The sequence below is a fragment of the Rhodanobacter soli genome (genome assembly GCF_040548735.1).
GTDB classification, from domain to species: Bacteria; Pseudomonadota; Gammaproteobacteria; order Xanthomonadales; family Rhodanobacteraceae; genus Rhodanobacter; species Rhodanobacter soli_A.
The window spans coordinates 1-23,115 of sequence record NZ_JBEPSD010000004.1; the positions used below are offsets into that span (position 1 = coordinate 1).

17 protein-coding genes are annotated in these 23,115 nt (G+C 65.2%); 9 read left to right on the forward strand and 8 right to left on the reverse strand.

The window, feature by feature from the left end; all coding sequences use genetic code 11:
- Positions 1 to 552 (forward strand): RHS repeat-associated core domain-containing protein (locus tag ABIE04_RS16620; RefSeq protein WP_354552802.1); only part of this gene is annotated, 552 nt, incomplete at its 5' end.
- An 894-nt stretch (positions 553 to 1,446) separates the two neighbouring features.
- On the opposite strand, the gene ABIE04_RS16625 is transcribed toward ABIE04_RS16620, so the two are convergent.
- A complete protein-coding gene (locus ABIE04_RS16625) occupies positions 1,447 to 1,641 on the reverse strand; it encodes a hypothetical protein (RefSeq protein WP_354552804.1) in 195 nt (64 codons plus the stop codon).
- 349 nt (positions 1,642 to 1,990) lie between these two features.
- On the opposite strand from ABIE04_RS16625, the gene ggt reads away from it, so the two are divergent.
- From ggt to ABIE04_RS16645, 4 genes are all read left to right on the forward strand, one after another.
- On the forward strand, positions 1,991 to 3,805 hold the full coding sequence (gene ggt, locus ABIE04_RS16630) for a gamma-glutamyltransferase (protein ID WP_354552806.1): 1,815 nt from the start codon (positions 1,991 to 1,993) through the stop codon (positions 3,803 to 3,805).
- Between the two features lie 106 nt (positions 3,806 to 3,911).
- Positions 3,912 to 4,193 carry a hypothetical protein gene (locus ABIE04_RS16635; protein ID WP_354552808.1) on the forward strand — a complete coding sequence of 94 codons (282 nt, stop codon included), beginning with the start codon at positions 3,912 to 3,914 and terminating at the stop codon, positions 4,191 to 4,193.
- 174 nt (positions 4,194 to 4,367) lie between these two features.
- Positions 4,368 to 5,192 (forward strand): class I SAM-dependent methyltransferase, encoded by an 825-nt coding sequence (locus tag ABIE04_RS16640; RefSeq protein WP_354552810.1) that lies wholly within the window; start codon positions 4,368 to 4,370, stop codon positions 5,190 to 5,192.
- 172 nt (positions 5,193 to 5,364) lie between these two features.
- Positions 5,365 to 6,444, forward strand: a complete 1,080-nt coding sequence (locus tag ABIE04_RS16645; protein WP_354552812.1) for a tetratricopeptide repeat protein — start codon at positions 5,365 to 5,367, stop codon at positions 6,442 to 6,444.
- A gap of 133 nt (positions 6,445 to 6,577) precedes the next feature.
- Here the strand turns inward: ABIE04_RS16645 and ABIE04_RS16650 are convergent, their stop codons facing one another.
- Complete coding sequence (locus tag ABIE04_RS16650; protein ID WP_354552814.1) at positions 6,578 to 7,492, reverse strand: hypothetical protein; 915 nt, start codon at positions 7,490 to 7,492, stop codon at positions 6,578 to 6,580.
- Positions 7,493 to 7,679: 187 nt separating this feature from the next.
- On the opposite strand from ABIE04_RS16650, the gene ABIE04_RS16655 reads away from it, so the two are divergent.
- Positions 7,680 to 8,195 (forward strand): DUF3016 domain-containing protein, encoded by a 516-nt coding sequence (locus ABIE04_RS16655; RefSeq protein ID WP_354552816.1) that lies wholly within the window; start codon positions 7,680 to 7,682, stop codon positions 8,193 to 8,195.
- Between the two features lie 61 nt (positions 8,196 to 8,256).
- On the opposite strand, the gene ABIE04_RS16660 is transcribed toward ABIE04_RS16655, so the two are convergent.
- Positions 8,257 to 8,664: an OsmC family protein gene (locus tag ABIE04_RS16660; RefSeq protein ID WP_354552818.1), complete on the reverse strand. Its 408-nt coding sequence runs from the start codon at positions 8,662 to 8,664 to the stop codon at positions 8,257 to 8,259.
- Positions 8,665 to 8,989: 325 nt separating this feature from the next.
- Between ABIE04_RS16660 and ABIE04_RS16665 the strand changes: the two genes are divergently transcribed.
- The 3 genes from ABIE04_RS16665 to ABIE04_RS16675 all read left to right on the forward strand — a co-directional run bounded on the left by ABIE04_RS16665 (position 8,990) and on the right by ABIE04_RS16675 (position 14,365).
- Complete coding sequence (locus tag ABIE04_RS16665; protein ID WP_354552820.1) at positions 8,990 to 11,605, forward strand: glycoside hydrolase family 3 protein; 2,616 nt, start codon at positions 8,990 to 8,992, stop codon at positions 11,603 to 11,605.
- 54 nt (positions 11,606 to 11,659) lie between these two features.
- Positions 11,660 to 13,231: a glycoside hydrolase family 30 protein gene (locus ABIE04_RS16670; protein ID WP_354552822.1), complete on the forward strand. Its 1,572-nt coding sequence runs from the start codon at positions 11,660 to 11,662 to the stop codon at positions 13,229 to 13,231.
- Positions 13,232 to 13,426: 195 nt separating this feature from the next.
- Positions 13,427 to 14,365, forward strand: coding sequence for a M14 family metallopeptidase (locus tag ABIE04_RS16675; protein ID WP_354552824.1), 939 nt, complete (start codon positions 13,427 to 13,429; stop codon positions 14,363 to 14,365).
- An 88-nt stretch (positions 14,366 to 14,453) separates the two neighbouring features.
- On the opposite strand, the gene ABIE04_RS16680 is transcribed toward ABIE04_RS16675, so the two are convergent.
- The 5 genes from ABIE04_RS16680 to ABIE04_RS16700 form a co-directional block, all read right to left on the reverse strand.
- Positions 14,454 to 16,040, reverse strand: a complete 1,587-nt coding sequence (locus ABIE04_RS16680; RefSeq protein WP_354552826.1) for an exo-alpha-sialidase — start codon at positions 16,038 to 16,040, stop codon at positions 14,454 to 14,456.
- A gap of 14 nt (positions 16,041 to 16,054) precedes the next feature.
- Positions 16,055 to 17,380, reverse strand: coding sequence for an SGNH/GDSL hydrolase family protein (locus ABIE04_RS16685; protein WP_354552828.1), 1,326 nt, complete (start codon positions 17,378 to 17,380; stop codon positions 16,055 to 16,057).
- Positions 17,381 to 17,491: 111 nt separating this feature from the next.
- Positions 17,492 to 20,302 carry a TonB-dependent receptor gene (locus ABIE04_RS16690; protein ID WP_354552831.1) on the reverse strand — a complete coding sequence of 937 codons (2,811 nt, stop codon included), beginning with the start codon at positions 20,300 to 20,302 and terminating at the stop codon, positions 17,492 to 17,494.
- 161 nt (positions 20,303 to 20,463) lie between these two features.
- Positions 20,464 to 21,639: a 1,4-beta-xylanase gene (locus ABIE04_RS16695; protein WP_354552833.1), complete on the reverse strand. Its 1,176-nt coding sequence runs from the start codon at positions 21,637 to 21,639 to the stop codon at positions 20,464 to 20,466.
- A 157-nt stretch (positions 21,640 to 21,796) separates the two neighbouring features.
- Positions 21,797 to 22,942 carry an aldose epimerase family protein gene (locus tag ABIE04_RS16700; protein WP_354552835.1) on the reverse strand — a complete coding sequence of 382 codons (1,146 nt, stop codon included), beginning with the start codon at positions 22,940 to 22,942 and terminating at the stop codon, positions 21,797 to 21,799.
- Between the last annotated feature and the right edge of the window lie 173 nt (positions 22,943 to 23,115).

The window sequence follows — 23,115 nt, forward strand, 5'->3', positions numbered from 1 at the left end:
AACAATGGGTTCCGGGATTACAAGTCGGAGCTGGGGCGGTATCTGGAGAGTGATCCGATCGGACTTGGTGGTGGTATCAATACCTATGCCTATGTCGGTGGTAACCCATTGATCCGCGTTGATCCGTATGGGCTATGGACATTGCAGCTAGGCTTCTCACTTCAATATAGCCTAACTATTCCAGGCACAAGCCTAGGTGTTTCAGGAATGGTGGGCATAGGAGCTGCATTTGATACCAAAGGTGAAATCGCGGCTTATGTCTACGTTCCTAGTGGGCCAGGAGGCAGTATTGGCACAAGTGGGGGATCTGCAGGTGTTCAAGTTGAGGTCTCAAATGCTGACACCGTGAATGATCTTGCCGGTCCGTTTACTAATTTGGCCGCTTCTGGTGGCGAAGGCGCTGGAGGAAGCCTTGATGAGTTTTGGGGGAAAGATCACACTGGATGTAAAGACGTAACTGGTGTGGGTGTAACCCTTGGTGGTGGTGTAGGCGCAAATGCATTTATGGGTCCAACTACAACAACTTTGGGATCGGTAGGGCATTTATGGTAACCACCAGTAAAGTATTGACAGCCATTAAATGGCTTCTAGTGTCCGTATGGGCAATAACTGGGTATTCGCGTATACACTATTACGGTGTTTTTACGAGTAATGGGAGCAATAAGGCAACTCTGACAAACCCGATTGAAATTAACGATCACGGGTCATTGGTCTACGTTACCTTGCATCAAGATCACATTTTAACTTATTTAATTTATATTTCTGTGTCTAGTTTTATTATTGCCGTAATAATCGATTTATATCAGCGCAAACGTTTCTCAGGCCGAGAAGATCACTGACTTCATCGCAATAGAACTGAATGCTTGGTACCTTTTAGAGATCCAGCTAAATCCTGTAATATTGAATTAGATGGCAATCGGTTGACGGCCAACTTGAATCATGCAGAAGTTCAACAATAAAAGTCCGAGTTGATTGGTGTTACCAAAGGAAACGTGCCCGCAAGCATGCAAGGGGGCTTGGTATTTGATGCATATTTGATCCGCAGGAAGAACGATAGAGTACCAGGTCAGGCAATTTGGATACTTCAGGCGACACAAATTTATGCTGGGAAATCCATTGCTTCCAGGGACAAAAGATTCGAGGTCGTCTCACCGGGTATGCAAGCTGGAGGCGTCGTATTTCTTCGCGACCGAAGATACAGGGTATTTGCAGTGGAGTTGCACGGACGGCTTTATATCTGGGATGCAACTGTAGTACAGCTAAACTAGTGTCTCTTGCCATTATTCGTTGAACGTACTTTTAGTAGGTTTCCCGTCACCATCGCAATGATGATGGACGCCACCAGCCGAGCGATGATCGCGTTGAATCTGTCGGATGACCAAGAGCTCAGGGTCAAGAAAACCTAGGGGTCAGATTGAGCCAGTCTCGCTTTCTCGGACGGTCCGATTAAGCACCTGAGGCCAGTCTCTCGGTGCAACAAAACGGGGTCAGAGTGAGATGGCCGTCGCCACGGGCCGAGGCGTCGGAGAACGCCTGCGAGAGGCGGGTGATCGCGGCGGTGTCCGTCTCGGCAGCCCACACGCCGCTCGTCGAGACGAGCGCCGCAACCAGCATGAAACCTTGCAGGCAGCCCTGGCGCATCGTGGCATCTTCGGTTGGCGGTGGCGAAGCTTAGGCGCGTCGTCGTGGAACCAACGCGTGCAGGAAGTCATGCGCCTGCAGGCAGCACGGCAGATCGACGGTCGTGCGACTGGCGTCATTGAACGTCGACCAGCAGATCCACAGCGCACTTCAAAGCGTGACCCCGCCACCGATGTGACCGAACGAACCTGGCGGATCATCCGTACCGGCAAGTCGTTCCACAGACTGGTCCATACGTCGCGAGCAACCTGCCTGCATGCTGCGCGAACTGACGGGCGCCGGTGATATGGCTTTTTATCACTCGCGCGGGTGCGGCTATGCTGGTCCGATCCATGCCGGGAGTGAACCCATGTCCGATCCAAACACAGCGCGACTCGATGCCAGGCCAGCCACGCACGCGGAGGCGTTTCACGGCAGCCGATGGAGGCGCCGCGCCCTGCTGGTGGCGACGCTGGCAGTGTTCAGCGCACTGGCTAACGCCCAGAACGTCAATCCCGACGAGACCGGCCATGAGTCCGTCAGCACCCGGGCGGCACTGCAGAACGCCAGGCCGGTAACCGCCAGACATGCCATGGTGGTCAGTGCAGAGCACCTGGCCACGATGGTGGGCGTGGACATTCTCAAACGCGGCGGCAATGCCGTGGACGCCGCCGTGGCGGTCGGTTTTGCGGAAGCCGTGGTGCATCCGTGCTGCGGCAATATCGGTGGCGGTGGGTTCATGACCATCCACCTCAAGGATGGCCGCAACCTGTTCCTCAATTTCCGCGAGAAGGCGCCTTCGAAGGCGACACCGACGATGTTCCAGGACGCCGACGGCAATGTCGTCGAGGGACGCAGTACCGACAGCTATCTCGGTGTGGGCGTACCGGGCACGGTGATGGGGTTCGCTACCGCGTTGAAGGCCTACGGCACGATGTCGCTGCAACAGCTCATCGCGCCGGCCATCAAGCTGGCCCGCGACGGCTACGTGCTCCAGCAGGGCGACGTCGACAGCCTCGACTCGAGCACCGACGATTTTGCGAAGCATGCCAACGTGGCGGCGATCTTCCTCAACCATGGCAAGCCGTTCAAGGTCGGCGAGCGGCTGGTGCAGAAGGATCTCGCGCACACACTCGAGCTGATCGCGAAAGGCGGCACCAAGGCGTTCTACGAGGGCCCGATTGCCCACGCCGTGGTCAAGGGCAGCGATGCCAACGGCGGCATCCTGTCGTTGCGCGACTTTGCCGACTACACCGCGCAGTGGGAAACGCCGATCCAGTGCGAGTACCGCGGCTACACCGTGGTGTCGGCGCCACCGCCGAGCTCGGGCGGCACCACGCTCTGCCTGATCCTGCAGATCATCAAGCCTTACCCGCTCGCCAAGTGGGGCTACGGCTCGGTCGACAGCGTGCACTACCTGGTCGAGGCCGAGCGCCGCGCCTTTGCCGACCGCAACACCTACCTGGGCGATCCGGCCTTCGTGCACAACCCGATCGACACGCTGCTCTCGGACGCGCACGCGGCGAAGCTTCGCGCCACCATCAAGCCGGACAAGGCCACGCCGTCATCCGAGGTCCAGGGCAGCCTGGGCGCGCCCGAAGGCAATCACACCACGCACTACTCCGTGGTCGACAAGGACGGCAACGCCGTCGCCGTCACCTACACCGTCAACTTCCTGTTCGGCAACAAACAGATCGCCGGCGACACGGGCTTCTTCCTCAACGACGAAATGGACGACTTCACCGGCAAGCCCGGCGTGGCCAACGGGGCCGGCCTGGTCCAGGGCGTGATCAACCGGGTCGAGCCGGGCAAGCGACCCTTGAGCTCCATGACGCCAACCATCGTGCTGCGCGACGGCAAGCCGTTCATGCTCACGGGCAGTCCCGGCAGCGCCACCATCATCTCGTCCACGTTGGAGAGCTTCCTCAACGTGGTCGACTTCGGCATGAACATGCAGCAAGCCGTCAACGCGCCACGACTGCACCAGCAGTGGTATCCGGACGTCGTTTACGCGGGGCAGGGCCTGCTCACGCCGAAGTCGCAGCAAACCCTGGAAGCGATGGGCTACACATTCAAGCAGTTCAGCGGGGGCGCGGTCGAAGCGATCCTGCTCAATCCAAAGACCGGCCTGCTGGAAGGCGCCAATGACCCCCGTCGTCCAGCCGGTCTGGCAGCCGGCTATTGATGGGTTCTTCACGCAAGAACAGGGGCCATGTTCATTTTATTCGGATGGCTAAATGGGCCACGGGGTCAACCGGGCTATCGTGCCGTCCTGATCACGAAGAAACGCCATGACGAAAAGCTACACCCCACCTCTGACCACGAACCCGCATGGCCCTCTCTACCGAGTCGATAAAGGGATCAGGGCAGCGCAGCAACGGCTGGATGCCGCCATCGACGCGAAGCGGCATCACACCAACCAGAATCTCGCCCACGAGGTGATCAAAGAGGCTCGCGAAGGACTCAAAAAGTCTGAGCAGTTGCGTGTGCTCAAGATCAAGGAACTCGCGCAGAAGGCCGCGGAGATCGATGAAGAACGGGGCCGCGTTCACTTGAATCCCCCAAGGAAGTGAACCTGACCCGTTTTTCTCATCGGACCGGCATGGGGAGTGCTATCGTTTTTATGCAGGCCCTGGCAGTGAAAGCCAACGGCGAACCCTGATTTCGCGCAGGCCTGCGGGTCTGGCGGTCCGCACGCGCCGCGACCGCCATGCTGTCCAGAGCGGCATTGCGAAGAGGTGAGCGCCATGAGTGGTCATCATGCCGACGCGGTGTTTGCGGGTTCTGTCCCGGAACTCTACGACACGTACATGGTGCCGCTGATCTTTGCGCCGTATGCGACGGATCTGGCGAGCCGGTTGAGGCCGAGGCGTCTTTCCCGGGTGCTGGAAATCGCCGCCGGTACCGGCGTGGCCACGCGTGCGATGGCGGCGGCGCTGCCGGAAAGCTGCGCGATCGTCGCCACCGATTTGAACCAGGCGATGCTCGATCATGCCCGCGCCGTGGGAACCCCTCGCGCCGTCGAATGGCGCCAGGCAGACGCGTTGCAATTGCCGTTCGAGGACGCGACGTTCGATGCCGTCGTGTGCCAGTTCGGCGCGATGTTCTTTCCGGACAAGTCCAGGGCGTTCGCCGAGGCGCGTCGGGTGCTGAGAAAAGGGGGCGTCTTCATTTTCAGCGTGTGGGACCGGATCGCAGAAAACGAATTCGCCGACGTCGTCACCACCGCGCTGGCATCCGTCTTTCCGTGGGACCCGCCGCGCTTCATGGCCCGCACGCCGCACGGTTATCACGATCGCGAGCTCATTGCGCGGGACCTGGCCAACGCCGGTTTCACCCGCTCGCCGCGGATCGACACCGTCGCGGCGCGCAGCCGCGCAGAGTCTCCCCGTGTCGCCGCCATGGCTTATTGCCACGGCACCCCGCTGCGGAACGAGATCGAGGCCCGCGATGCCGCCCGGCTCGGTGTAGCTACCGAGGTCGCCGCGGAAGCCATCGCCAGGCGATTCGGGCGGGGCAGTGTCGACGGCAAGATCCAGGCGCACGTTGTTACTGTTGAAGCTGGCGACTGACAGGTAAGCATCGCGGCCAGCTGACCGCGTCCGAAAAGATGCCAGTGGCAATGGCTGTGGCCAGAGATGCCGGGCACGGTCCTGCCATCGCGAGCGAACTGATCCGGCGCCTGCGAAAGGACTAGACTGGCGTCGGTAAACGTTCCCGCCCCTGGGCGTGGAGGGTTTCGGCATGGTGACCTGGGCGTACGCGGCAATCCTGGCATGGTCCGTTGCCATGCCTGCGCCGGCCACGTCGGTTGCGCCGGTTGACTCGGTCACGGCGGCCGCGCCGGCCGTGTCGCCGATGCCGCGCCCGGAGCAGGTGATGGCGGTGCCGCCGGAGCTGCGTGCGCAGCTGCAGCAACAGGTCATCGATGCCAGCGGTTCCGGAAGGTCGCGACTGGAACGGCTGGTGGGCTTCCTGTTCCAGAAGTCGGGCCTGGGCATGGAGTATTCGGCCGACGCCACGTTGACCATCGAACAGGCCTACCGCACTCGCAAGGCCAATTGCCTGACCTTCACCCTGCTGACCGTGGCGCTGGCGCACGAGTCCGGCTTGCAGGCCTACGGGCAGGAGCTTGACGACGTCGTGGCCTGGCGCGTGGGCGACGACATCGTCTACCGGTTCAACCACGTCAACGCAGGCATCGCCATTGGCCGCTCGCGCCTCACGGTGGATGTGGCGCGGGATCTGGTGATGTCGCACAAGCCACCCCAGCGGATTTCCGACCAGCACCTGCTGGCGCTCTACTACAACAACCGCGCCGCCGAGTTGCTTGCCGGTGCCTCGCCCGCGGCGGCCGCTCCGTACATGGCCATGGCGCTGCAACTGGCCCCGCGCTATGCCAGCGCCTGGGCCAATGCCGGCGTGTTGCACCTGCGCGAGGGCGACCCGCGGGCGGCCGAACGCGATTACCTGAAGGCGCTGGCGCTCGACCCGGTAAACGCAGGCGCGCTGATGAACCTGGTGGCGCTGTACCGGAACAACGGCGACGAGGCGCGCCGCGCCGTCTATGCACGGCGTCTCGAGAAGGTCCAGGTGAAAGACCCCTACTTCCAGTTCCTGCAGGCCGAGGACAATGAGAAGCAGGGCGATTACGCGGGTGCCGTGCAGCACTACCGGCGGGCCATCCGCCTTTATGACGGCGACTCGCGTTTCTACCTCGGACTGGCCCGCGCCTATCGGCAACTGGGCGAGGAGCGCCACGCACGCCGGGCCATGAACCGCGCCGCCGCGCTAAGCCGCCGCAGCGCCGGGAGCAGGAACTAGGGTCGAGCCAAAGCCGGAGTGTGCTTTTCGAGTGGGCCGGAGGAGCTGGCCGGTTCGGAACTTCGTTGTATGCGACAGGCTGCCGCGCGGATTCGGGTCCCGGTACCACACTGGATCGGCGCCCCGTTCGTTTTCAGTAGAAGCGGATGCCCGGCCTGAGCACGAGCTGGAAGAACAGCAGCAACCCCAGGACCGCGGCGAACAGGTAGGCGAGCGACGGGGCGGTCGTGGTTCCGTTGGCCCTGGCGTCGCGCACGCGCCAGGCTCCCGCCTGGATCCAGGGGATGCCACAAAGGAGTACCAGCAAGGGCACGACGAGGACCTCGAGCAGTTCGCGCGGAACGCGGAACGGGACGACCAGCGCGGTGGCGAGCAGCGCCGGCAGGGTTATGGTGCGGAACACGAAACGTGCGCGGAAACCAGGACCCTCGATGTGCTCGCGGACATGGGCGAGCTCGAGCGCCGGACGCCGGAATTGCAACGCGACGGCCGGCATCAGGCCCAGGGCGAGCAGGCCCGCACCGATGCGCGCGGTTTCGCCGAAGTGCAGATAGCTCATTGCCATGCCGACGTCGCTGCCCTGGCTCAGCGACCCGATGACGACCTGCGGCAACGCCATGAAGCAGCCGCAGTACGCCATCCAGTACAGGAACAACCGGGTGCCGTCCGATCGTTCCCGCGGCCGCCCGAGCAGCCACAGGCAGAACAGGCCGACGGACAGGGTCGCCAGCGCGCCGGTGCCCTGGAACAGGCCGGCAAGCGGATTCGTGCCTTCCCAGCTGTGGTTGTTGTGGTACAGGGTTGGGCGCAGGCCGGGCGTGAGTGCCTTGGGCAGCACCAGGAACAGTTCCTGGATGAAGAACGTCAGGTTGAACGCGAGCACGTAGAGCAGCGTCGACGCCGCCGTGAGCCGCCAGCTTCCGGCAATGGCGGCATGGTCGCCATGTGTGCGGCGAGCGGATACGGCGCCGGCCACTCCCAGCGCCAGCGGAGCCGCAACGATCGTCAGCGCCGAGGCTGCGAGGATCAGTACCGGTCCGGCAGTCATGCTCCGCGATCTCCTGAAATGCCAAGGGACATTCTGTCGGCGCGCGCCCGCAGGGTCGATATGCCGTCGGTCACGCCGGAGTCCCGCAACGGGAAAGCCGCCGACCTGCCTTGCGGGCCGGACGTATACTGATCCCCGCTGCTCCGCCGCCGCGACAGGCGGCCTGTTCCGCTACGGGAGATCTGCCATGAAATCTTCCCCGCTGTTCCGTTTTCTGTGTCTGGCCTGTCTGGCCCTTGCTTCGGTGACCGCATGGGCGGCGACGCCGCCGGACAACGTCAGCGTTCGCTACAAGGATCCCCAGCATTTCACCGAGGCAAGACGCAATTTCGGGTTGCACCTGGTCAGGCCCGACGCCTACCTGGAGCCGCTCAGGACCTACATCGCCCAACGTGCCGCGCGCATTCTGGCGCCGGGCCAGCGGCTGGACATCGAGGTGACCGACGTGGTCCGTGCCGGCCAATACGAGCCGTGGCGTGGTCCCGACTTCAACGACGTGCGCATCATCAAGGACATTTATCCGCCGCGCATCGACCTGAATTTCACCTTGTACGGCGCCGACGGCAAGGTGCTGCGCGAGGGCAGCCGCAAGCTGCGCGACGCGGCTTTTCTCAGCCGCAGTTCGCCCGTGGATCAGGACTCGCTGCGCTACGAGAAATCCCTGATCGATCTCTGGCTGCGCAAGGGCGCCGAGAAGCTTTGAGAAGGTCGTCGCTGGCGGCCACGGCCCCAGCCCCGTCTTGCTGCCGTCGATCGCCGGGTGATCACGGCCCGCGGCGGGAAGTGATCGCGATCCCTGCCAGCAGGGATTTCGTGACCGGTGTCTTGCCTGCCACGTCGAGCAGGTGGGCCCATTGCTCGTCGCTGAGCGGGTTCGAAGTCGCAAGCACGCGCCGGATGCTTGTTCCCGTGTCCTCGCTCTTTGAAAGCTCCAGGTCGACGTGGATCTCTCCCACGTCCCAGCCCTTCCTTTCGGCGTACATCTGCAGGGTCATCGCCGTGCACGCACCCAGACTCGCCAGCAGGTAGTCGTAGGGCGCGGGCCCGGCATCCTGGCCGCCGTGTAACGCCGACTCGTCGGCAACCAGGTCGTGCCTGCCGGTGGCGATGACCGTTCGGTAGTGCGTGGAAGTGGACTTCGCGCTTGCGCTGGAAACAGGTTTCAGATGCATGAGGATTTCTCCATGCCAGGGTGAAAGCCGTTGGTACGAACCCACGAACCGGGTCAGAGCCGCTTGCTCGTCCGCTGGAATACTACGGCCCTTGGGGCATGCCGCGTTGCCCGGCTTCCACTGCAAGTTGCAGCCCGCGAGGCGCCGCGTCGCGGCGCCCCGTCTCGCCTGGTGTGACGCCGTTCGCGCTGCTTCACCCATCGGCAGGCCTGTGCCGCAGTAGCATGTGTGCCGGGGGAGTGGACATCGGCGCAGTCCGCGTGCCTCGGCGGAAATCACGCGCGTGTAAAGTGTCAGGCGAATGCTCCAGACAATCGAGGCTCCCATGGTCCGTACCGGATGGTTGTGGTTGATGTGTGCAGTGCTGGCCACGGTCGACGGCGGGGGCGCCGCGCTGGCAGTTGACGCGCAAGCGGCGAAAGACGCGCGAGCTGCGGCGGCGCCATCCTCCGAGCGTATGCCGGAGCCGACGCACTATGCGGACTGGCCGGCGATCGAGAGCCGACTGCCAGCCGATCCCGCGCTGGAGGCGCGCGTGCGAAAGATGGTGGCGAGCATGAGTCTCGCCCAGAAAATCGGTCAAATGACGCAGGCCGAGATCAAGTCCATCACGCCGGCCCAGGTGGCGAAATACCATATCGGCTCGGTGCTCAATGGCGGCGGCTCCTGGCCCGGTGGAAACAAGCACGCCGGTATCGGGGATTGGCTGGCGCTGTCCGACCGTTACTACGAAGCGTCGATGGCGACCGACGCGGCGGTCAAGGTGCCGGTCATCTGGGGCATCGACGCCGTGCACGGGGACAACAATGTCTTCGGGGCCACGATGTTCCCGCACAACATCGGCCTGGGTGCGGCGCACGACCCGGCCCTGATCGAAGCCATCGGCGCGGCGACCGCCAGGGCGGTGCGCGCTACCGGCGTCGAATGGGTGTTCGCGCCGACGCTCGCCGTGGCGCAGAACGCCCGCTGGGGGCGCACCTACGAAAGTTTTTCCACCGACGGCCCGCTGGTGCGCGCCTATGCGCGCGCCTACGTGGAAGGGCTGCAGGGCCGCTTTGGCGACCACAACGTGATGGCGACCGCCAAGCATTTCATCGGCGACGGAGCGACCCACAACGGAACGGACCAGGGCGACGCCAGGGTCAGCCTGAAGGACATGATCAACGTGCACGGTTCGGGCTACTTCGGCGCGATCGAGGCCGGCGTGCAGAGCGTGATGGCGTCCTACAACAGCTGGGATGACGTGGCCGCCGGCATCGACTACGGAAAAATGTCGGGCGCGCGCGCCTTGTTGACGGGTGCACTGAAGGACAAGATGGGCTTCCAGGGCTTCGTCGTTTCCGACTGGAATGCCATCGGCCAGTTGCCGGGCTGCACCAATGCCAGTTGCCCGCAGGCGATCAATGCCGGCATCGACATGGTGATGGTGCCCGACGACTGGCAGGCCTTCATCGCGAACACCACCCGCCAGGTCGAGAACGGCGACATCCCGATGGCGCGCATCGACGACGCCGTCAGCCGGATCGTTCGCGCCAAATTGCGCATGGGCCTGTTCGGCAAGCGGCCTTCGCAACGGGTGGGGGCCGGCGACGCCGGGTCATTGCAGAGCCGCGAGCTGGCGCGGCGCGCCGTTCGCGAGTCGCTGGTCCTGCTGAAGAACAATCACGGCGCGCTGCCCTTGAAGCCGGGGTCGAAAATCCTGGTCGTGGGGAAGAGTGCCGACAGCCTGTCCAACCAGACCGGCGGCTGGTCGTTGACCTGGCAAGGCACGGGCAACGGCAATGCCGACTTCCCTCACGGCGAAACGATCCTGGCCGGGCTGCGCAAGGCCGATGGCGCGGCGAACGTCACTTACAGCGAAACGGCACAGGGCGTGGATCTGAAGTCCTTTGACGCCATCGTTGCCGTGATCGGCGAGACGCCGTACGCGGAGACCATGGGCGACATCATGCCGTCGGCGACGCTGCGGCACAGCGATCGCCATCCGGAGGACCTAGCCGTCTTGCAGACGGTGGCCAAGGGCCGCAAGCCCGTCGTTACCGTGTTCGTGGCGGGGCGCCCGCTCTACGTCAACGACCTGCTCAATCTCTCCGACGCGTTCGTGGCCGCCTGGCTGCCCGGGACCGAAGGCGAGGGCGTCGCAGACGTGGTGTTCGCACGCCATTCCGGCGCGGGCTCCTACAACTTCAGCGGAACGCTCGCCATGCCGTGGCCGGGTGTCCCCTGCCCCGACGCGAGCGGTAGCGGCATCAAGGCGGCGCGCTGGCTCTTCGCGCCCGGCTACGGGCTGCGCTATCCGAGCAAGCATGCGATAGGTACGCTGCCCACCGATCCCGCCGTCGACGCGTGCGCCGAAGCGTCGGTGCTGTCGGTGTTTCACACGCTTGCTGTTCCCCCGTTCTCGCTCTATCTGGCCGATGCGGACCCGGAGCATCCCGCGCATGACATCGGCTCCGATCTGAACGCCGTCATCGAATGGCCGGCCAGCCATCCGGTGCTGCGTTTGCGCACGGTTCAAGTCAACACCCAGCAGGACGCCAAGTCCGTGACGTGGCTCGGCGCCGGCCGATTCTTCGCGCGGAGTCCCCAACCGAGGAACCTGGCACCGCTCGTATCCACCCATGCGGCCCTGCAGTTCGATGTGGTGATCGCCACGCCCGCCAAAGGGCCGGTGAAGGTGTACATGGGCTGTGGCCAGCACTGCACGAGGAGTGTCGACCTCACGCACACCTTCGCCACCTATGCGAACGGCGACCGCCACACCGTGTCGATTCCGCTGGATTGCTTCATCAAGGGCGGCGCCGACCTCTCACACGTCGACGTGCCGTTCGGCGTGCTGGCATCGCCGCCGTTTTCCGCCGCGTTTGCCGACGTGAAAATCGTCGCGGGTGCGCCGGCTGGACGCGCTGACCTGACGTGCGCAAGCCTGGGCGCTCCGTGAGCGTGGGGTTGTCGCCAGTGAACCGCAGCGTGGTCGATGGGCCTTGTGTGCAGCATGGATGAGCGCAAAGGTGTTTCCGGCTGGATGGCCGTGGCATCCATCACCCTAATCACCATGCTCGCACTGGCGGCCCTTTACGCGCCGCGGCGCAAGCATTCCGCGATAGCGTCCAGGGTGACCTCGACGCCGCTTCCGGTGACAGCCCCGGTCAAGCTGTGGTTGAGCACGGCTGATCGCCGACTGCGCCTGGCGCGGCAGCCCGACATCGAGATGAGCGACCACGAGCCGTCGCCCGCCGATGTGGTCATCGACGTCACCAAGAAATACCAATCCATCGTCGGCTTCGGGGCAGCGTTGACGGACTCGTCGGCGTGGCTGATCCAGAACAAGCTGAACGAGGGGCAGCGCACGGCGTTGCTGCGCGAGTTGTTTGGACCACCGCCCAACCTCAACCTGAACATGACGCGCCTGACCATCGGCGCCTCGGATTTCTCGCTGCAGCACTACACCCTGGATGATCTTCCCGCCGGTGAGGTCGATCCGGCATTGCTGCATTTCAATGTCGCCTCCAATCTGCAAGACGTGATACCGGCCGTGCGCGAGGTCCTGTCCGTCAACCCGCAGCTGCGCATCATCGCGTCGCCATGGAGTGCGCCGGCGTGGATGAAGACCAGCGCGAACCTGATTGGCGGAGAGCTGCTGCCGCAGTTCGAAAGCGCGTACGCGGACTATCTCGTCAAGTACCTCGACACCTACCGCGGGTACGGCATCCCCATCTTCGCCTTGACCTTGCAGAACGAGCCGGGCTTCGTGCCGGTGACCTACCCGGGCATGGAAATGGCCGCGGCCACGCGCGCGCGCATCATCGCGCAGTATCTCGGCCCGGCGCTGGCGGGCCGCAAGCCGAGAACACGCATTCTTGGCTGGGACCACAACTGGGACGCGCCGGAACAACCCCTGGGCGTGCTGGCCGACCCCGCTGCGGCGCGCTATGTCGATGGCATTGCCTGGCACTGCTACAGCGGCACCCCGTCCGCGCAGGGTGACGTGCATCGCGCGTATCCCGGGAAGGACGTCTACATCACCGAGTGCTCGGGCGGCGACTGGGAGTCCGCGCGGAATGGCGAGCTGATGTGGTTCGCGCGCGACCTGCTGCTCGCCGGGCTCAGGCACTGGGCGCGCGGTGTCGTGTACTGGAACCTGGTACTCGACGAGCAGCATGGTCCGCATTTCGGCGGGTGCGACCTCTGCAAGGGCGTGGTCACGATCGACTCGCGCACGGGCGAGGTGAGTCGCAACGACGAGTACTACGCGTTCGCGCACTTCAGCCGATTCGTCCTGCCCGGCGCCGTCCGCGTGGGGTCCGGTGAAACGGACAAGGAAATCAACAATGTGGCCTTCCAGAATGCCGCCGACGGATCGGTCGTGCTGGTGATGGTAAACAGCCATGTGGATGCGCGCCGTGTCTTCGTCACGCAGGACCAGGTCCGTTTCCAGTACACGTTGCCGGCGCAGAGCGTGGCGACTTTCGTATGGAACCCGGTTGAGGCCGGCAAACCCGCGGATACGGCAAGCCCACCGCCGGCCACGAGCGGGACGGTCGGCGAGCGCAAGGTGACGGAGTGATGCCGTGTTGCGGCAGGCGCCTTTCTGCATCGACGGGATCGCATGATCTGCCCAAGCTCCCATCGGCTTCGCAACGTCGGGGTCATGGCGGCGTTCCTTGCGGGAAGCGTCTCGCTCTGGCGTGTCGTGGCGGCCGGCGTTTCGGTCCGGTGTTAAAGTCGCAGGCATGGATGTCCATGCAGAGCGAGCGACGCGATGACTGATGCCCCCTATCCGATCGGCACACCCGGACGTCCCTGGGGTGCTGGGGAAGTCGCTGCCTGGCGGTCGCGACAGACCGTGCAGCGCAGCTACAAAACCGACGTGCTGAGCGTGATCGAGACCCTGCGCTCGCGCTTCGACGTGTCGGAGTACGGCCGACTCGATTACGCGCCCGACAGCTACCCGCTGTTCGCGATCAAGAGCCGCGGCTGGCGCGACGAGCTTCCCTGCGTGCTGGTGACCGGCGGCGTTCACGGCTACGAGACCAGCGGCGTGCACGGCGCGCTGCAATTCGTCGACCGGCATGCGGCGGACTATGCGGGCCGGGTCAACCTGATCGTGGCGCCGTGCGTCAGCCCGTGGGGCTACGAACGCATCCACCGCTGGAACCCGGACGCGCTGGACCCGAACCGCTCGTTCCGCGACGACAGCCCGGCGCCGGAATCGGCGGCGCTGATGCGCCTGGTCGCGCCGCTGCGCGATCGCGTGCTGGTGCACATCGACCTGCACGAAACCACCGATACCGACGAGTCCGAGTTCCGCCCCGCGCTGGCCGCCCGCGACGGCAAGGCGTATGAGCCCGGGGAGATTCCCGACGGCTTCTACCTGGTCGACGACAGCGAGCATCCGCAGCCGGCGTTCCAGCGGGCGATCATTGCGGCGGTGGCGAAGGTCACCCACATCGCGCCGGCCGATGCAAAGGGCGAGATCATCGGGTCGCCGATGGTCGCGCCGGGTGTCATCGAGTACGCACTGAAGCCGCTCGGCCTCTGCGCCGGCATCACCGGCGCGCCCTACAAGACCACCACCGAAGTCTATCCCGACAGCCCGCGGGCTACGCCCGAACAGTGCAACGCCGCGCAGGCGGCGGCGGTCTGCGCGGCGATCGATTTCGCGCTGGCGCATCCTGCGGTGGCGTCGGCCGGGCGCTGACCACCGGCTTTGCCCGATTCGACCGGCCACAGCCAGTCGGTGCGGCGGCGAAGGCGGTCGGCAACCGGCGAGGGGATGACGCCTTGCATCAAGGCGCGGTGACCGGAGCGCCCGCGTCCGACGATCCGGCGTCCAGTTGCAGGTAATCGATGTCGAGCACACGCGCGCCACCTTCGACGTCGATCCGGTTGAAGCCGCGCAGCAGCGGCGCGCTGACCTCGGCGATGGACCAGTCCGGATCGTCCTTGCTGATCGTGATGGATGCCACCGCCGCGCCGTTGACCTTGATGCGCGGCTGGGCGGGCAGGCCGAGATCGGCGAAGCGCACGCGCAGCGTACCGACGCCCTGCGCCGGCACGTGGACCTCGAAGCGCAGGCGTCCATCGGTGCCGCCGGCGATGCGCGCCTTGTAGCCGTTGGATGCCTTGCTGTCGGCAACCATCACGGCCGAGCGCAGCGCGGCGTCCTCCGCCTCGTAGCGGTCGAACCGCAGCGGCGCGGAGGCAAACAGGATCTGGTTGTCGGCCGCGCTCTCGGGCTTTTCCGGCGAGGACGAAGAGGTGACGTGCAGGAAGCGGCCGTCGCCGCGCAGCATCAGCGCCTGGGTCCAGCCGGCGTGGATGTTGCCGGTGAGCTTGTGCACGGGAGCGGCCACCTGCCACCAGGGGCCGCGGCCGGAGGCGTTGTTCCAGTACAGCGCGTGACCGCCTTCGTCACCGCCGCCACCGGCACGTTCGGCCGAGACGATGATCACGCCTTCCGGACCGCCCTGCGGGAACCAGCGCACCACCGGGCAGGCCTCGGGGAACACGCCCGACGCGGTCATCACCGGATCGCCGTGGTCGGCCGGATCGCCCCAGTCCAGCCCGTCCCGGCTGTACTTGATGAACACCTGGCCGTTGCGCGGGCCGTCGATGTTTTCGTAGGTCATCGCGTAGCGGCCGTCGGGCAGGCGCTGCACGATGGCCATGCCCGGCCGCTGCACGCCGCCGGGAATCGCCACGTCGACGGTCTCGCGGCCCCAGTGCCGGCCGCCGTCGGTGGACACCTTGTGCGCGAGCAGCTGGTTGTAGCCGTCGGCCTTGTGCTGTTCGCTGGAGTAGTAGGCGACCATGCGGCCGTCGTCCAGGATGTGCACGTCGGGTTCCCACACGCCCTTGTTGTCCTTGCTCTCCGGTCGGCCGCCACCCTTGACGATGGAGCCGCGATAGCGCCAGCTGCGGCCGCCATCGGTGGACGCATACAGCTGCAGGTCCTCGCTGATCACGCGGCCCTGGGCGTCGTTGCCGGTGGCGTTGGCCGCAAGCAGCAGGGTCCCGGCCTTGAGGTCGCCGCTGGCGCGCGGGATCTCGCTGATGTTCGGCTGCCAGCGCAGCTGCCACAGCTTGTCGCTGGCATGCGGCTGGTCGGTGACGTTGGCGAGGAAGTTCCAGTGATCGCCGTCGTCGCGGCTGCCGTACAGCGCGATGCCCTTCATGCCGTCCTGCTCGAACACCATCAGCAGCGAACCGTTGGCCTGCGGGTCGGCCTGATGCGCCAGTCGCACCATCGACACGTAACCGGTGCCGTCGGCGAGGCGGGTGCCGACGATGTCGTCGGCATCGGAGTGCGCCGCGGCGTTGGCGGTCAGCAGCGCCAGGCTGCAGGCGGCGAAGAGGCGGGTGAATCGGTTCATGGGCTTTTCGCTCGTCAGGGTCTGGGGTGGGGCGCGGTGGAGACCGCGGCCTGCGCGCGCCGCGCGCAACCGAACAGTTGCAGCGGAATGGCTGCGGCCATGGCGCGATAACCCGCGTCGTTGGGGTGGATGTGATCGCCGCTGTCGAGCTCGGGCCGCAATTGCAGCGGGTGTGCGGGATCGCGCAGCGCGGCGTCGAAGTCGATGACCGCGTCGTAGCCGGCGTGATGGCGGATCCAGTCGTTGACCCTTGCACGCGCGTGTTCGCCCGCCGCGGAGTACGCGCCCTGGGTGCCGGCGAACGGCAGCACGGTCGCGCCATAGATGCGCAGGCCGGCGTCGTGCGCCTGTCCGATGATGTCGCGCAGGCCGTCGATGACATGCCCGGCGAGGAGATCGCCATCGACGCTTCGGTGTTGCTTGGCGGCGACCATGGTGGGCTCGCCGATGTCGTTGATGCCGCCAAGCAGCAGTACCGCGCGCACACCTTGCTGCGCGAGCACGTCGCGGTGGAAGCGCTTGCGCATGCTCTGGCCCTGGCCGAACGTGCCGTAGAACGCGCTGACCTGGTTGCCGTCGATGCCGGCGTTCAACACGGCGTGGCGGCAGATGTTCTTGTCCACCTCGCGCAAGCGGCGTGCCAGCAGGTCCGGATAGCGCCGGTCGGTGTTGACGGTGGAGCGGAAGCCATTGGTGATCGAATCGCCCAGCGCCACGATCGCCGAGGTCGGCACCTCCGGTTCGACCTCGACGCCGGACAGCCAGTCGTTCGAGTCGATCGTGCCGGCGACCGGCATCGTCGCCGCGTCGGTGTAATCGCCGCCGACCGAGATGAAGTTGTCGTTGACCGAATCGGGATGCCACGTGCTGGGCGCGATCGCCTGTGCCACGTAGAGGCTGACGCCCAGTGTATCGCCGGCATGCACGGCGAGCGGCAGCGGATCGCTGTAGCGGCTGGTGCCGGCGGGAATCGTCACGCTGGCCGCGCCGTCGAAACGCAGCGCGTGCAGGCTCGACGGTATCAGGCTGCCGTTGCCGGCCGGCGCCCGCACGCCCACGCTGACCGCGCGCAGGGTCAGCGCCCGGGTGCCGAAGGTATTGGCGAGGCGGATGCGCACTCGTCGGCCGCCCGCGCTCAGCAGCACCATCTGGCGCACGGTCTGGTCGGCCAGTGGCCTGGCCGCCTGCGGCACATCGAGCTGCGCGTTGGCGGGGATCGGCGAGCGGATCATCGCCGCGCTCCAGCTGCCGACCCAGCCGCGGGTGCCTGCCGCCCGGCCGGATCCGCTGGCGAGCGCCAGGGCGACGGTCATCAGCAGCAGGCACGTATGCCGTTTCATCAACTCTCCGCAGGTCACGCGTTTCCCTCAACGTCATCCGCAGGCAAGGCTGCCTCGTGCAAAGAGGCAGCGATGGCGGCAGGGGAGGGGCGCCGCCATCGCTGCAAGCACTCACAACTTGAGGCGGATGCCCAACCCGATGGTGCGGTCCTGGTAGCGGATGTCGCGCGGACGCGAGCTGCCGTCGCCCCAGTACTGGTGCAGGTTTTCGCCGGTGAGATTGGTCGCGGTCAGGACCACCGTGCTGTGCTTGTTGAGGTCGTAGGCGACGGAGAAATCGAGCTGGTTGGCCGGCGCGACCTCGTCGTTCACGCCCGCCACGGTCGGCTGCGTGAAGAAGTCGATGAAGCGGCTGCGGTAGTTGTAGGCCAGTCGGGCGGACACGCCGTACTTCTCGTACATGAGCACCGCATTGCCGTTGTTCTTCGACACGCCCTGCAGCGGCGACACCACCACCGGCCCGCCGATGTACTGCGGCGAGCGGGTCGAACCCTCGATGTAGGTGTAGTTCAACTGCACGCCGAGGCCGCTGAGTGCGCCCGGCAGGAAGTCGAAGAACTGCTGATAGGCGACCTCGGCGCCGTCGAGGTGACCGCTGCCGGCGCTCTGCGGCGAGGACAACTGGTAGGCATCGCCGTTGATCGTCACGTCGGTCACGTAGTTCTGGATGTAGCCGTTGATGTCGCGATAGAACACGCCGCCGCTGATGTAGCCGGCCGGCGCGAAGTACCACTCCAGCGAGGCGTCGTAGTTGTTCGACTTGATCGGCTTCAGGTCCGGGTTGCCGCTGGATGCCGCGCCCGCGCGATTGATCGTGCCCGGGTTGAGCGAGAGCGACGGATTGAGCTGGCCGAAGCCCGGATAGCTGACGGTTTTCGCCCCGACCAAACGCAGCTGCAGCGCATCGGTCAGGTGCAGGTTGAAGCTGAGGTTGGGCAGGTAGACCGGCGCGCTGGTCGACGTCGACAGCGGCGAATAGATGTTGGTCGAGGCGTCGTACGAGAACGCGTCGAGGCCGCGCTTGACGCGTTCCATGCGGAAACCCATCAGGCCGTCCACCGGCATGCCGAACAGCTCGGTGTCGTAACCCGCCTGCACGTAGGCCGCATAGGTCTTCTCGTCGATATGGTAGTAGCGGCCCGGGTTTTCCGCGGCCAGGCCGGAAGGCAGGCCGTAGAAGTTGCGCAAGGCGTCGGCGTTCTGGGTCAGGTAGTTGAAGCAGCCGGTCAGCCACGACACCGGAATGGCCGAGGTGGTCGGCATGTTGCAGAAGAAGCTGCTCGGGAAGTTCGCGACCACCTGGTTGGCCGGGTTCGGCGTCGCGGTGATGTTGCCGGTACCGGCGCCGCCGGGCGGCGGCGTGGAGATCTCCACGCTGCCGATGTACTCGGCCTTGTGATCGGCGGCGCGCAGGCCGAAGTCGAGATAGCTGAAGAAGCTGCCGTTGATGTCCCAGGTACCGTCGCCGCGCCACGCGTATTCCTTGCCGCGCTCGGTGTGCCAGGTCTGGAACAGGCCATTGAGGTAGTAGTTCGACGGGTCCAGTTGCGGGTTGCCGCCCAGCGTCCAGTTCTGCTGGTTGCCGGCGGTGCCGTTCCATACCGTCGTGATCGGCCCCTTCAGGAAGGTGTCGATGATGAACGTATTGTCGTTGAACGAGGACGAGTTGAGCGACACGTCGGACGACAGGCGCAGGCGGTCGCCATGCCATTTCACGCCGATCGAGTTCTGGATGTCGTGCCCGTGCTGCTGGTGCGCCTGGGTGCTGGTGGCCGCATACGTGTTGCCGGTCCAGCTGCCGCCGTTGGCGTCGCAGATGGTCTGCCCGTAGTACGGCGAGCCGGTCAGCTGGTTCGCATAGCAGGTGTTGCCCACGCTGAGGTTGTCCGGCGTGACCGCGCCGACCGGGAAGCTGAAGTAGAACGGCTGGCTGTAGTCGTCCGACACCCAGTCGTAGATGCCCTCGGCGTAGAACTCGGTGCTCTCGTTGGGCTTCCACTGCAGCGCGTAGTTGATCTCGGGGCGCTGGCGCCGGCCGATGTTGTAGTCGGCACCGAAGCCGTTGGGGGCCGCCACCAGGTTGCCGCCGCTGGTGATCGGCGTACCGCTGCCATCGGTCAGCACCTTCGGGAAGTCGCCCCAGACCGCGTCGTACTCGTAGTGCTGCGCCATGAACGAGGTATTCAGCAGCGCGCCGAATTCGCCGATATCGGTGTTCCAGCGATTGCTCATCAGCACGCTGAAGTTCGGATCGCTATGCCCGGTGTACTTGCTGTGGGTCTGGGTATACGTCGCGGCGAGTTTGGAGCCCTCGAAGTCGAAGGGACGGAACAGTTCCATGTCGACCAGGCCGGCGATGCCGCCATCGAGCAGGCTGGCTTCGCTGGACTTGTAGACCTTGATCGCCTTGACCGCGGTCGACGGCAGGTTCTGGAAGGCGAAGCTGCGGCCCACGCCGCTGAAGAGCTCGCGGCCGTTGAGCGTGGTGACCACGTTGGGCAGGCCGCGGATCACCACCGAGTTGGTCTCGCCCTGGAAACCCTGCGCCACCTGCACGCCGGTGATGCGCTGCATGGCATCGGCGACACTGTTGTCGGGCAGCTTGCCGATGTCCTCGGCGACGATCGAGTCGACCACCATGCGCGCATCCTGCTTGATCGACTGCGCGCTTTGCAGGCTGCTGCGCAGCGGCGTCACCGTGACGCCGGAAAGATTGGTGACCGTCTGTTCGGCCGCCCTGCGTTTCTTCTCCCGCTCCGCGGCGGTCGTCGCCGGCGCGGTGGTCGACGCGGCGGTGGAATCCTGCGTGGGTGGCGGCGTACTGGTGGTGGGCGCCGGCGACGGCGTCGCGGCGTACGCCGGCGACAGCGCTGCGGCGATCATCGTGGCGAGCAAGGTGACTTGTATGCGGTTGCGGGTCATGTGAAGGCCTCCCCTCAGAGGTGTGGTCTGGCCGGTACGGCCGGTGTCTTTTGCGGTGATGTCATCGAGAAATCCGGAGGAACGACCCGCGTCGCGCGCATCGATCCGTCCGCCGTCGGTTGTCGGTCCATCCATTCGCGCGACCGGAGCCGCGCTTCACGTCATTGCGGCGCCGGCGTCGTCGCCGGCAACGCCTTCGCTTCTTCGGGCACCACGCCACGCGGTGCCGCGGTCAGGCTGCGCAGGATGTCCGCCTCGCGCTGGCGATACGGCGTGCCATCGCCATGCAGCAGGTCGTGGAACCAGATCGGGGGTTCCTGCGCGGTATACGGGTGCTGCCAGGAGTCCCACGGAAACCGGGTTTGCGTACGGCCGTCGACGAAACCCCAATTGACCATGCCGACATCGCGCTTCTTCGCCAGCGGCAGCACGCCATCGATGGTCGAACCCGCGCCGCGTGCCATGTACTCGGTGCAGATCAGCGGACGGCCATAGCCCACCAGTTGATCCACCCGCTGGTTGAACCCTTCCGGCCAGTCGTAGCTGTGGAAACTGATCACGTCGGACTGGGTGATCTGCGTGCGCTCGACGGCATTGAGCTGGTCGAGTTTGGACCAGTCCGGGTTGTGCCACAGGCCGCTGGTCAGCGGCTGCACCGGGTGCGCGCTGCGCGCCCAGTCGAATACCTGCGGCAATAACCTGGCGACGAGCTCGATCTTGTTCGGCGCTTCCTGCTTCTGGTAATTCCCGCCGCCGGGATTGTCCGGCTCGTTCCACACGTCCCACGCGAGGATGCGCTTGTCGTTGGCGAAATGACCGACGATGCCCTTGACGTAGCGCTCGAAGCGCGGGTACTGGCTGGCATCGGCCAGCGAGGCGCCCGGACTCTGCACCCAGCCGGAGTTGTGCACGCCGGGGATCGGCGGATGTTGCGGGCCCAGTTTCGGATCCGGATCCCAGCACGAGTCGAACAGCACGAAGATCGGCTTGATGCCGTGGCGGTCGGCGATCGCCAGGAACGCGTCGATGCGCTTCTCGAAACCCTTCGGATCCTGCTGCCAGAGCTGGTCGTGCAGGAACACGCGCATCGTGTTCATGCCGAGCTTCTGCGCCCAGCCGAATTCGAGATCGATGCGTTTCGGGTCGAACGTGGCCGCCTGCCACATCTCGAGCTCATTGATCGCATCGGCCGGCACGTAGTTGCTGCCGACCAGCCATTTCTGCTGCGCATACCAGGCGTTGGCCTTGGCTGCCGACCAGCGCGCATCCGCGGCATGCGAGGGTACGGCGACGAGCGCGGCGAGGGCGAATGTTGCGGCAAGCAAGACGCGTTTCATGTTCTTCGGAACCCCTTCAGCTGAATCGGCAGTCGTCCCGGAGCGGCGCTGCCTCCAGGGTTGCCGCTATTTGTCATATAAAATACAGAGCGATGCGTACGGGTCGGACGGGATGTGTCGATCGCCCATGCCGGCGGGCGAGTCCCTGGCGGTGGAATCAGTGGTTGACGGTGGAGAACCGGTAGACCATCAGGTTGCGGTAGGTCTGGCCCGGCCTGAGCACGGCGGAACCGAAATCCGGATGGTTCGGCGTGTCCGGGAACAATTGCGGCTCCAGCACGAACGCATCGCCTTGCCGGTAGATGCGGCCGGCGGGGCCCACGGTGGTGCCGTTGAGGAAATTGCCCGAATAGAACTGCAGCCCCGGTTGCGACGAGGTCAGCGTCAGCACGCGGCCGGATGCCGGATCCTCCACGCGCGCCACCATGCGTGGCGCAGCGCTGGCCCGGCGGCTGATCACCCAGTTGTGGTCGTAGCCACGCCCGTTGAGCAACTGCTGGTCGCTGCCGGTGCGGATATCGCGGCCGATCGGCTTGGGCTGGCGGAAATCGAACGGCGTACCGGCGACGCTGGCGAACTCGCCGGTGGGAATCGAGGTGGCATCGACCGGCAGGTAGCTGTCGGCGGGAATCGTCAGGCGCTGGTCCATCACGCTGCCGGAGCCTTCGCCGCCGAGGTTCCAGTAGGTGTGGTTGCTCAGGTTGACGAGGGTCGCCTTGTCGGTGGTGGCGCGGTAGTCGATCGACAGCCGGTTGTCTTCGTCCAGCGTGTAGGTGGCCGTGACGGTGAGGTTGCCCGGGTAGCCCATCTCGCCATCCGGGCTCACGTAGCGAAGGGTCACGCTGGCCTGCCTGGCGTCCTGCTTCACGTCCGCCACCGTCCACAGCACCTTGTCGAAGCCCTTGCTGCCGCCATGCAGGGAGTTGGGCCCATCGTTGGTCGGCGTGCTGTAGTTGCGGCCGTCGATGCTGAACTTGCCCTTGGCGATGCGGTTCGCGTAGCGGCCCACGGTGGCGCCGAAATACTGCGGCTGGTCGAGGTAGCTGCCGACCTTGGCGTAGCCCAGGACGATGTCCGCGCTCTTGCCGCGGCGGTCCGGCGTGGTCAGCGACTGCAGGCTGGCGCCGAGCGTCATGACCCGCGCGCTGATCCCGTGCGAGTTGGTCAGCGTGACCGACTCCACCTTGCTGCCATCGTCCAGCGTCCCGAAGACGCCACGCGTGGCGCTGGCCGACCGTGCCGTCACCGGCATCGTCAATGCCGCGGCACAAAACAGGCCCGTGATCCACTCTGCTCGCTTCATCAACCCTTCCCGCTTGGTGTCGGATTCGCCGGACAAGGCGTGGGAGCTATGCGATCATATTGTAGGACAATATGCAAGTAACCCGGCCGTTGGTCATGCCGGATCGGGCGCGCCGGGATCGGCGTCGGGATGCGCTTTTCGATGACGCGCTGCAGCAGTCGCGAGGTGTATGA

Excerpts from the sequence above, each read along its gene's own strand:
- ABIE04_RS16675 (WP_354552824.1), top strand. The coding sequence starts at position 13,427 with ATGACTGATGCCCCCTATCCGATCGGCACACCCGGACGTCCCTGGGGT.
- ABIE04_RS16645 (WP_354552812.1), top strand. The coding sequence starts at position 5,365 with ATGGTGACCTGGGCGTACGCGGCAATCCTGGCATGGTCCGTTGCCATG.
- ABIE04_RS16635 (WP_354552808.1), top strand. The coding sequence starts at position 3,912 with ATGACGAAAAGCTACACCCCACCTCTGACCACGAACCCGCATGGCCCT.
- ABIE04_RS16660 (WP_354552818.1), bottom strand. The coding sequence starts at position 8,664 with ATGCATCTGAAACCTGTTTCCAGCGCAAGCGCGAAGTCCACTTCCACG.
- ABIE04_RS16680 (WP_354552826.1), bottom strand. The coding sequence starts at position 16,040 with ATGAACCGATTCACCCGCCTCTTCGCCGCCTGCAGCCTGGCGCTGCTG.
- ABIE04_RS16695 (WP_354552833.1), bottom strand. The coding sequence starts at position 21,639 with ATGAAACGCGTCTTGCTTGCCGCAACATTCGCCCTCGCCGCGCTCGTC.
- ABIE04_RS16640 (WP_354552810.1), top strand. The coding sequence starts at position 4,368 with ATGAGTGGTCATCATGCCGACGCGGTGTTTGCGGGTTCTGTCCCGGAA.
- ABIE04_RS16655 (WP_354552816.1), top strand. The coding sequence starts at position 7,680 with ATGAAATCTTCCCCGCTGTTCCGTTTTCTGTGTCTGGCCTGTCTGGCC.
- ABIE04_RS16700 (WP_354552835.1), bottom strand. The coding sequence starts at position 22,942 with ATGAAGCGAGCAGAGTGGATCACGGGCCTGTTTTGTGCCGCGGCATTG.
- ABIE04_RS16625 (WP_354552804.1), bottom strand. The coding sequence starts at position 1,641 with ATGCGCCAGGGCTGCCTGCAAGGTTTCATGCTGGTTGCGGCGCTCGTC.
- ABIE04_RS16690 (WP_354552831.1), bottom strand. The coding sequence starts at position 20,302 with ATGACCCGCAACCGCATACAAGTCACCTTGCTCGCCACGATGATCGCC.
- ABIE04_RS16670 (WP_354552822.1), top strand. The coding sequence starts at position 11,660 with ATGGATGAGCGCAAAGGTGTTTCCGGCTGGATGGCCGTGGCATCCATC.
- ABIE04_RS16650 (WP_354552814.1), bottom strand. The coding sequence starts at position 7,492 with ATGACTGCCGGACCGGTACTGATCCTCGCAGCCTCGGCGCTGACGATC.
- ABIE04_RS16685 (WP_354552828.1), bottom strand. The coding sequence starts at position 17,380 with ATGAAACGGCATACGTGCCTGCTGCTGATGACCGTCGCCCTGGCGCTC.
- ggt (WP_354552806.1), top strand. The coding sequence starts at position 1,991 with ATGTCCGATCCAAACACAGCGCGACTCGATGCCAGGCCAGCCACGCAC.
- ABIE04_RS16665 (WP_354552820.1), top strand. The coding sequence starts at position 8,990 with ATGGTCCGTACCGGATGGTTGTGGTTGATGTGTGCAGTGCTGGCCACG.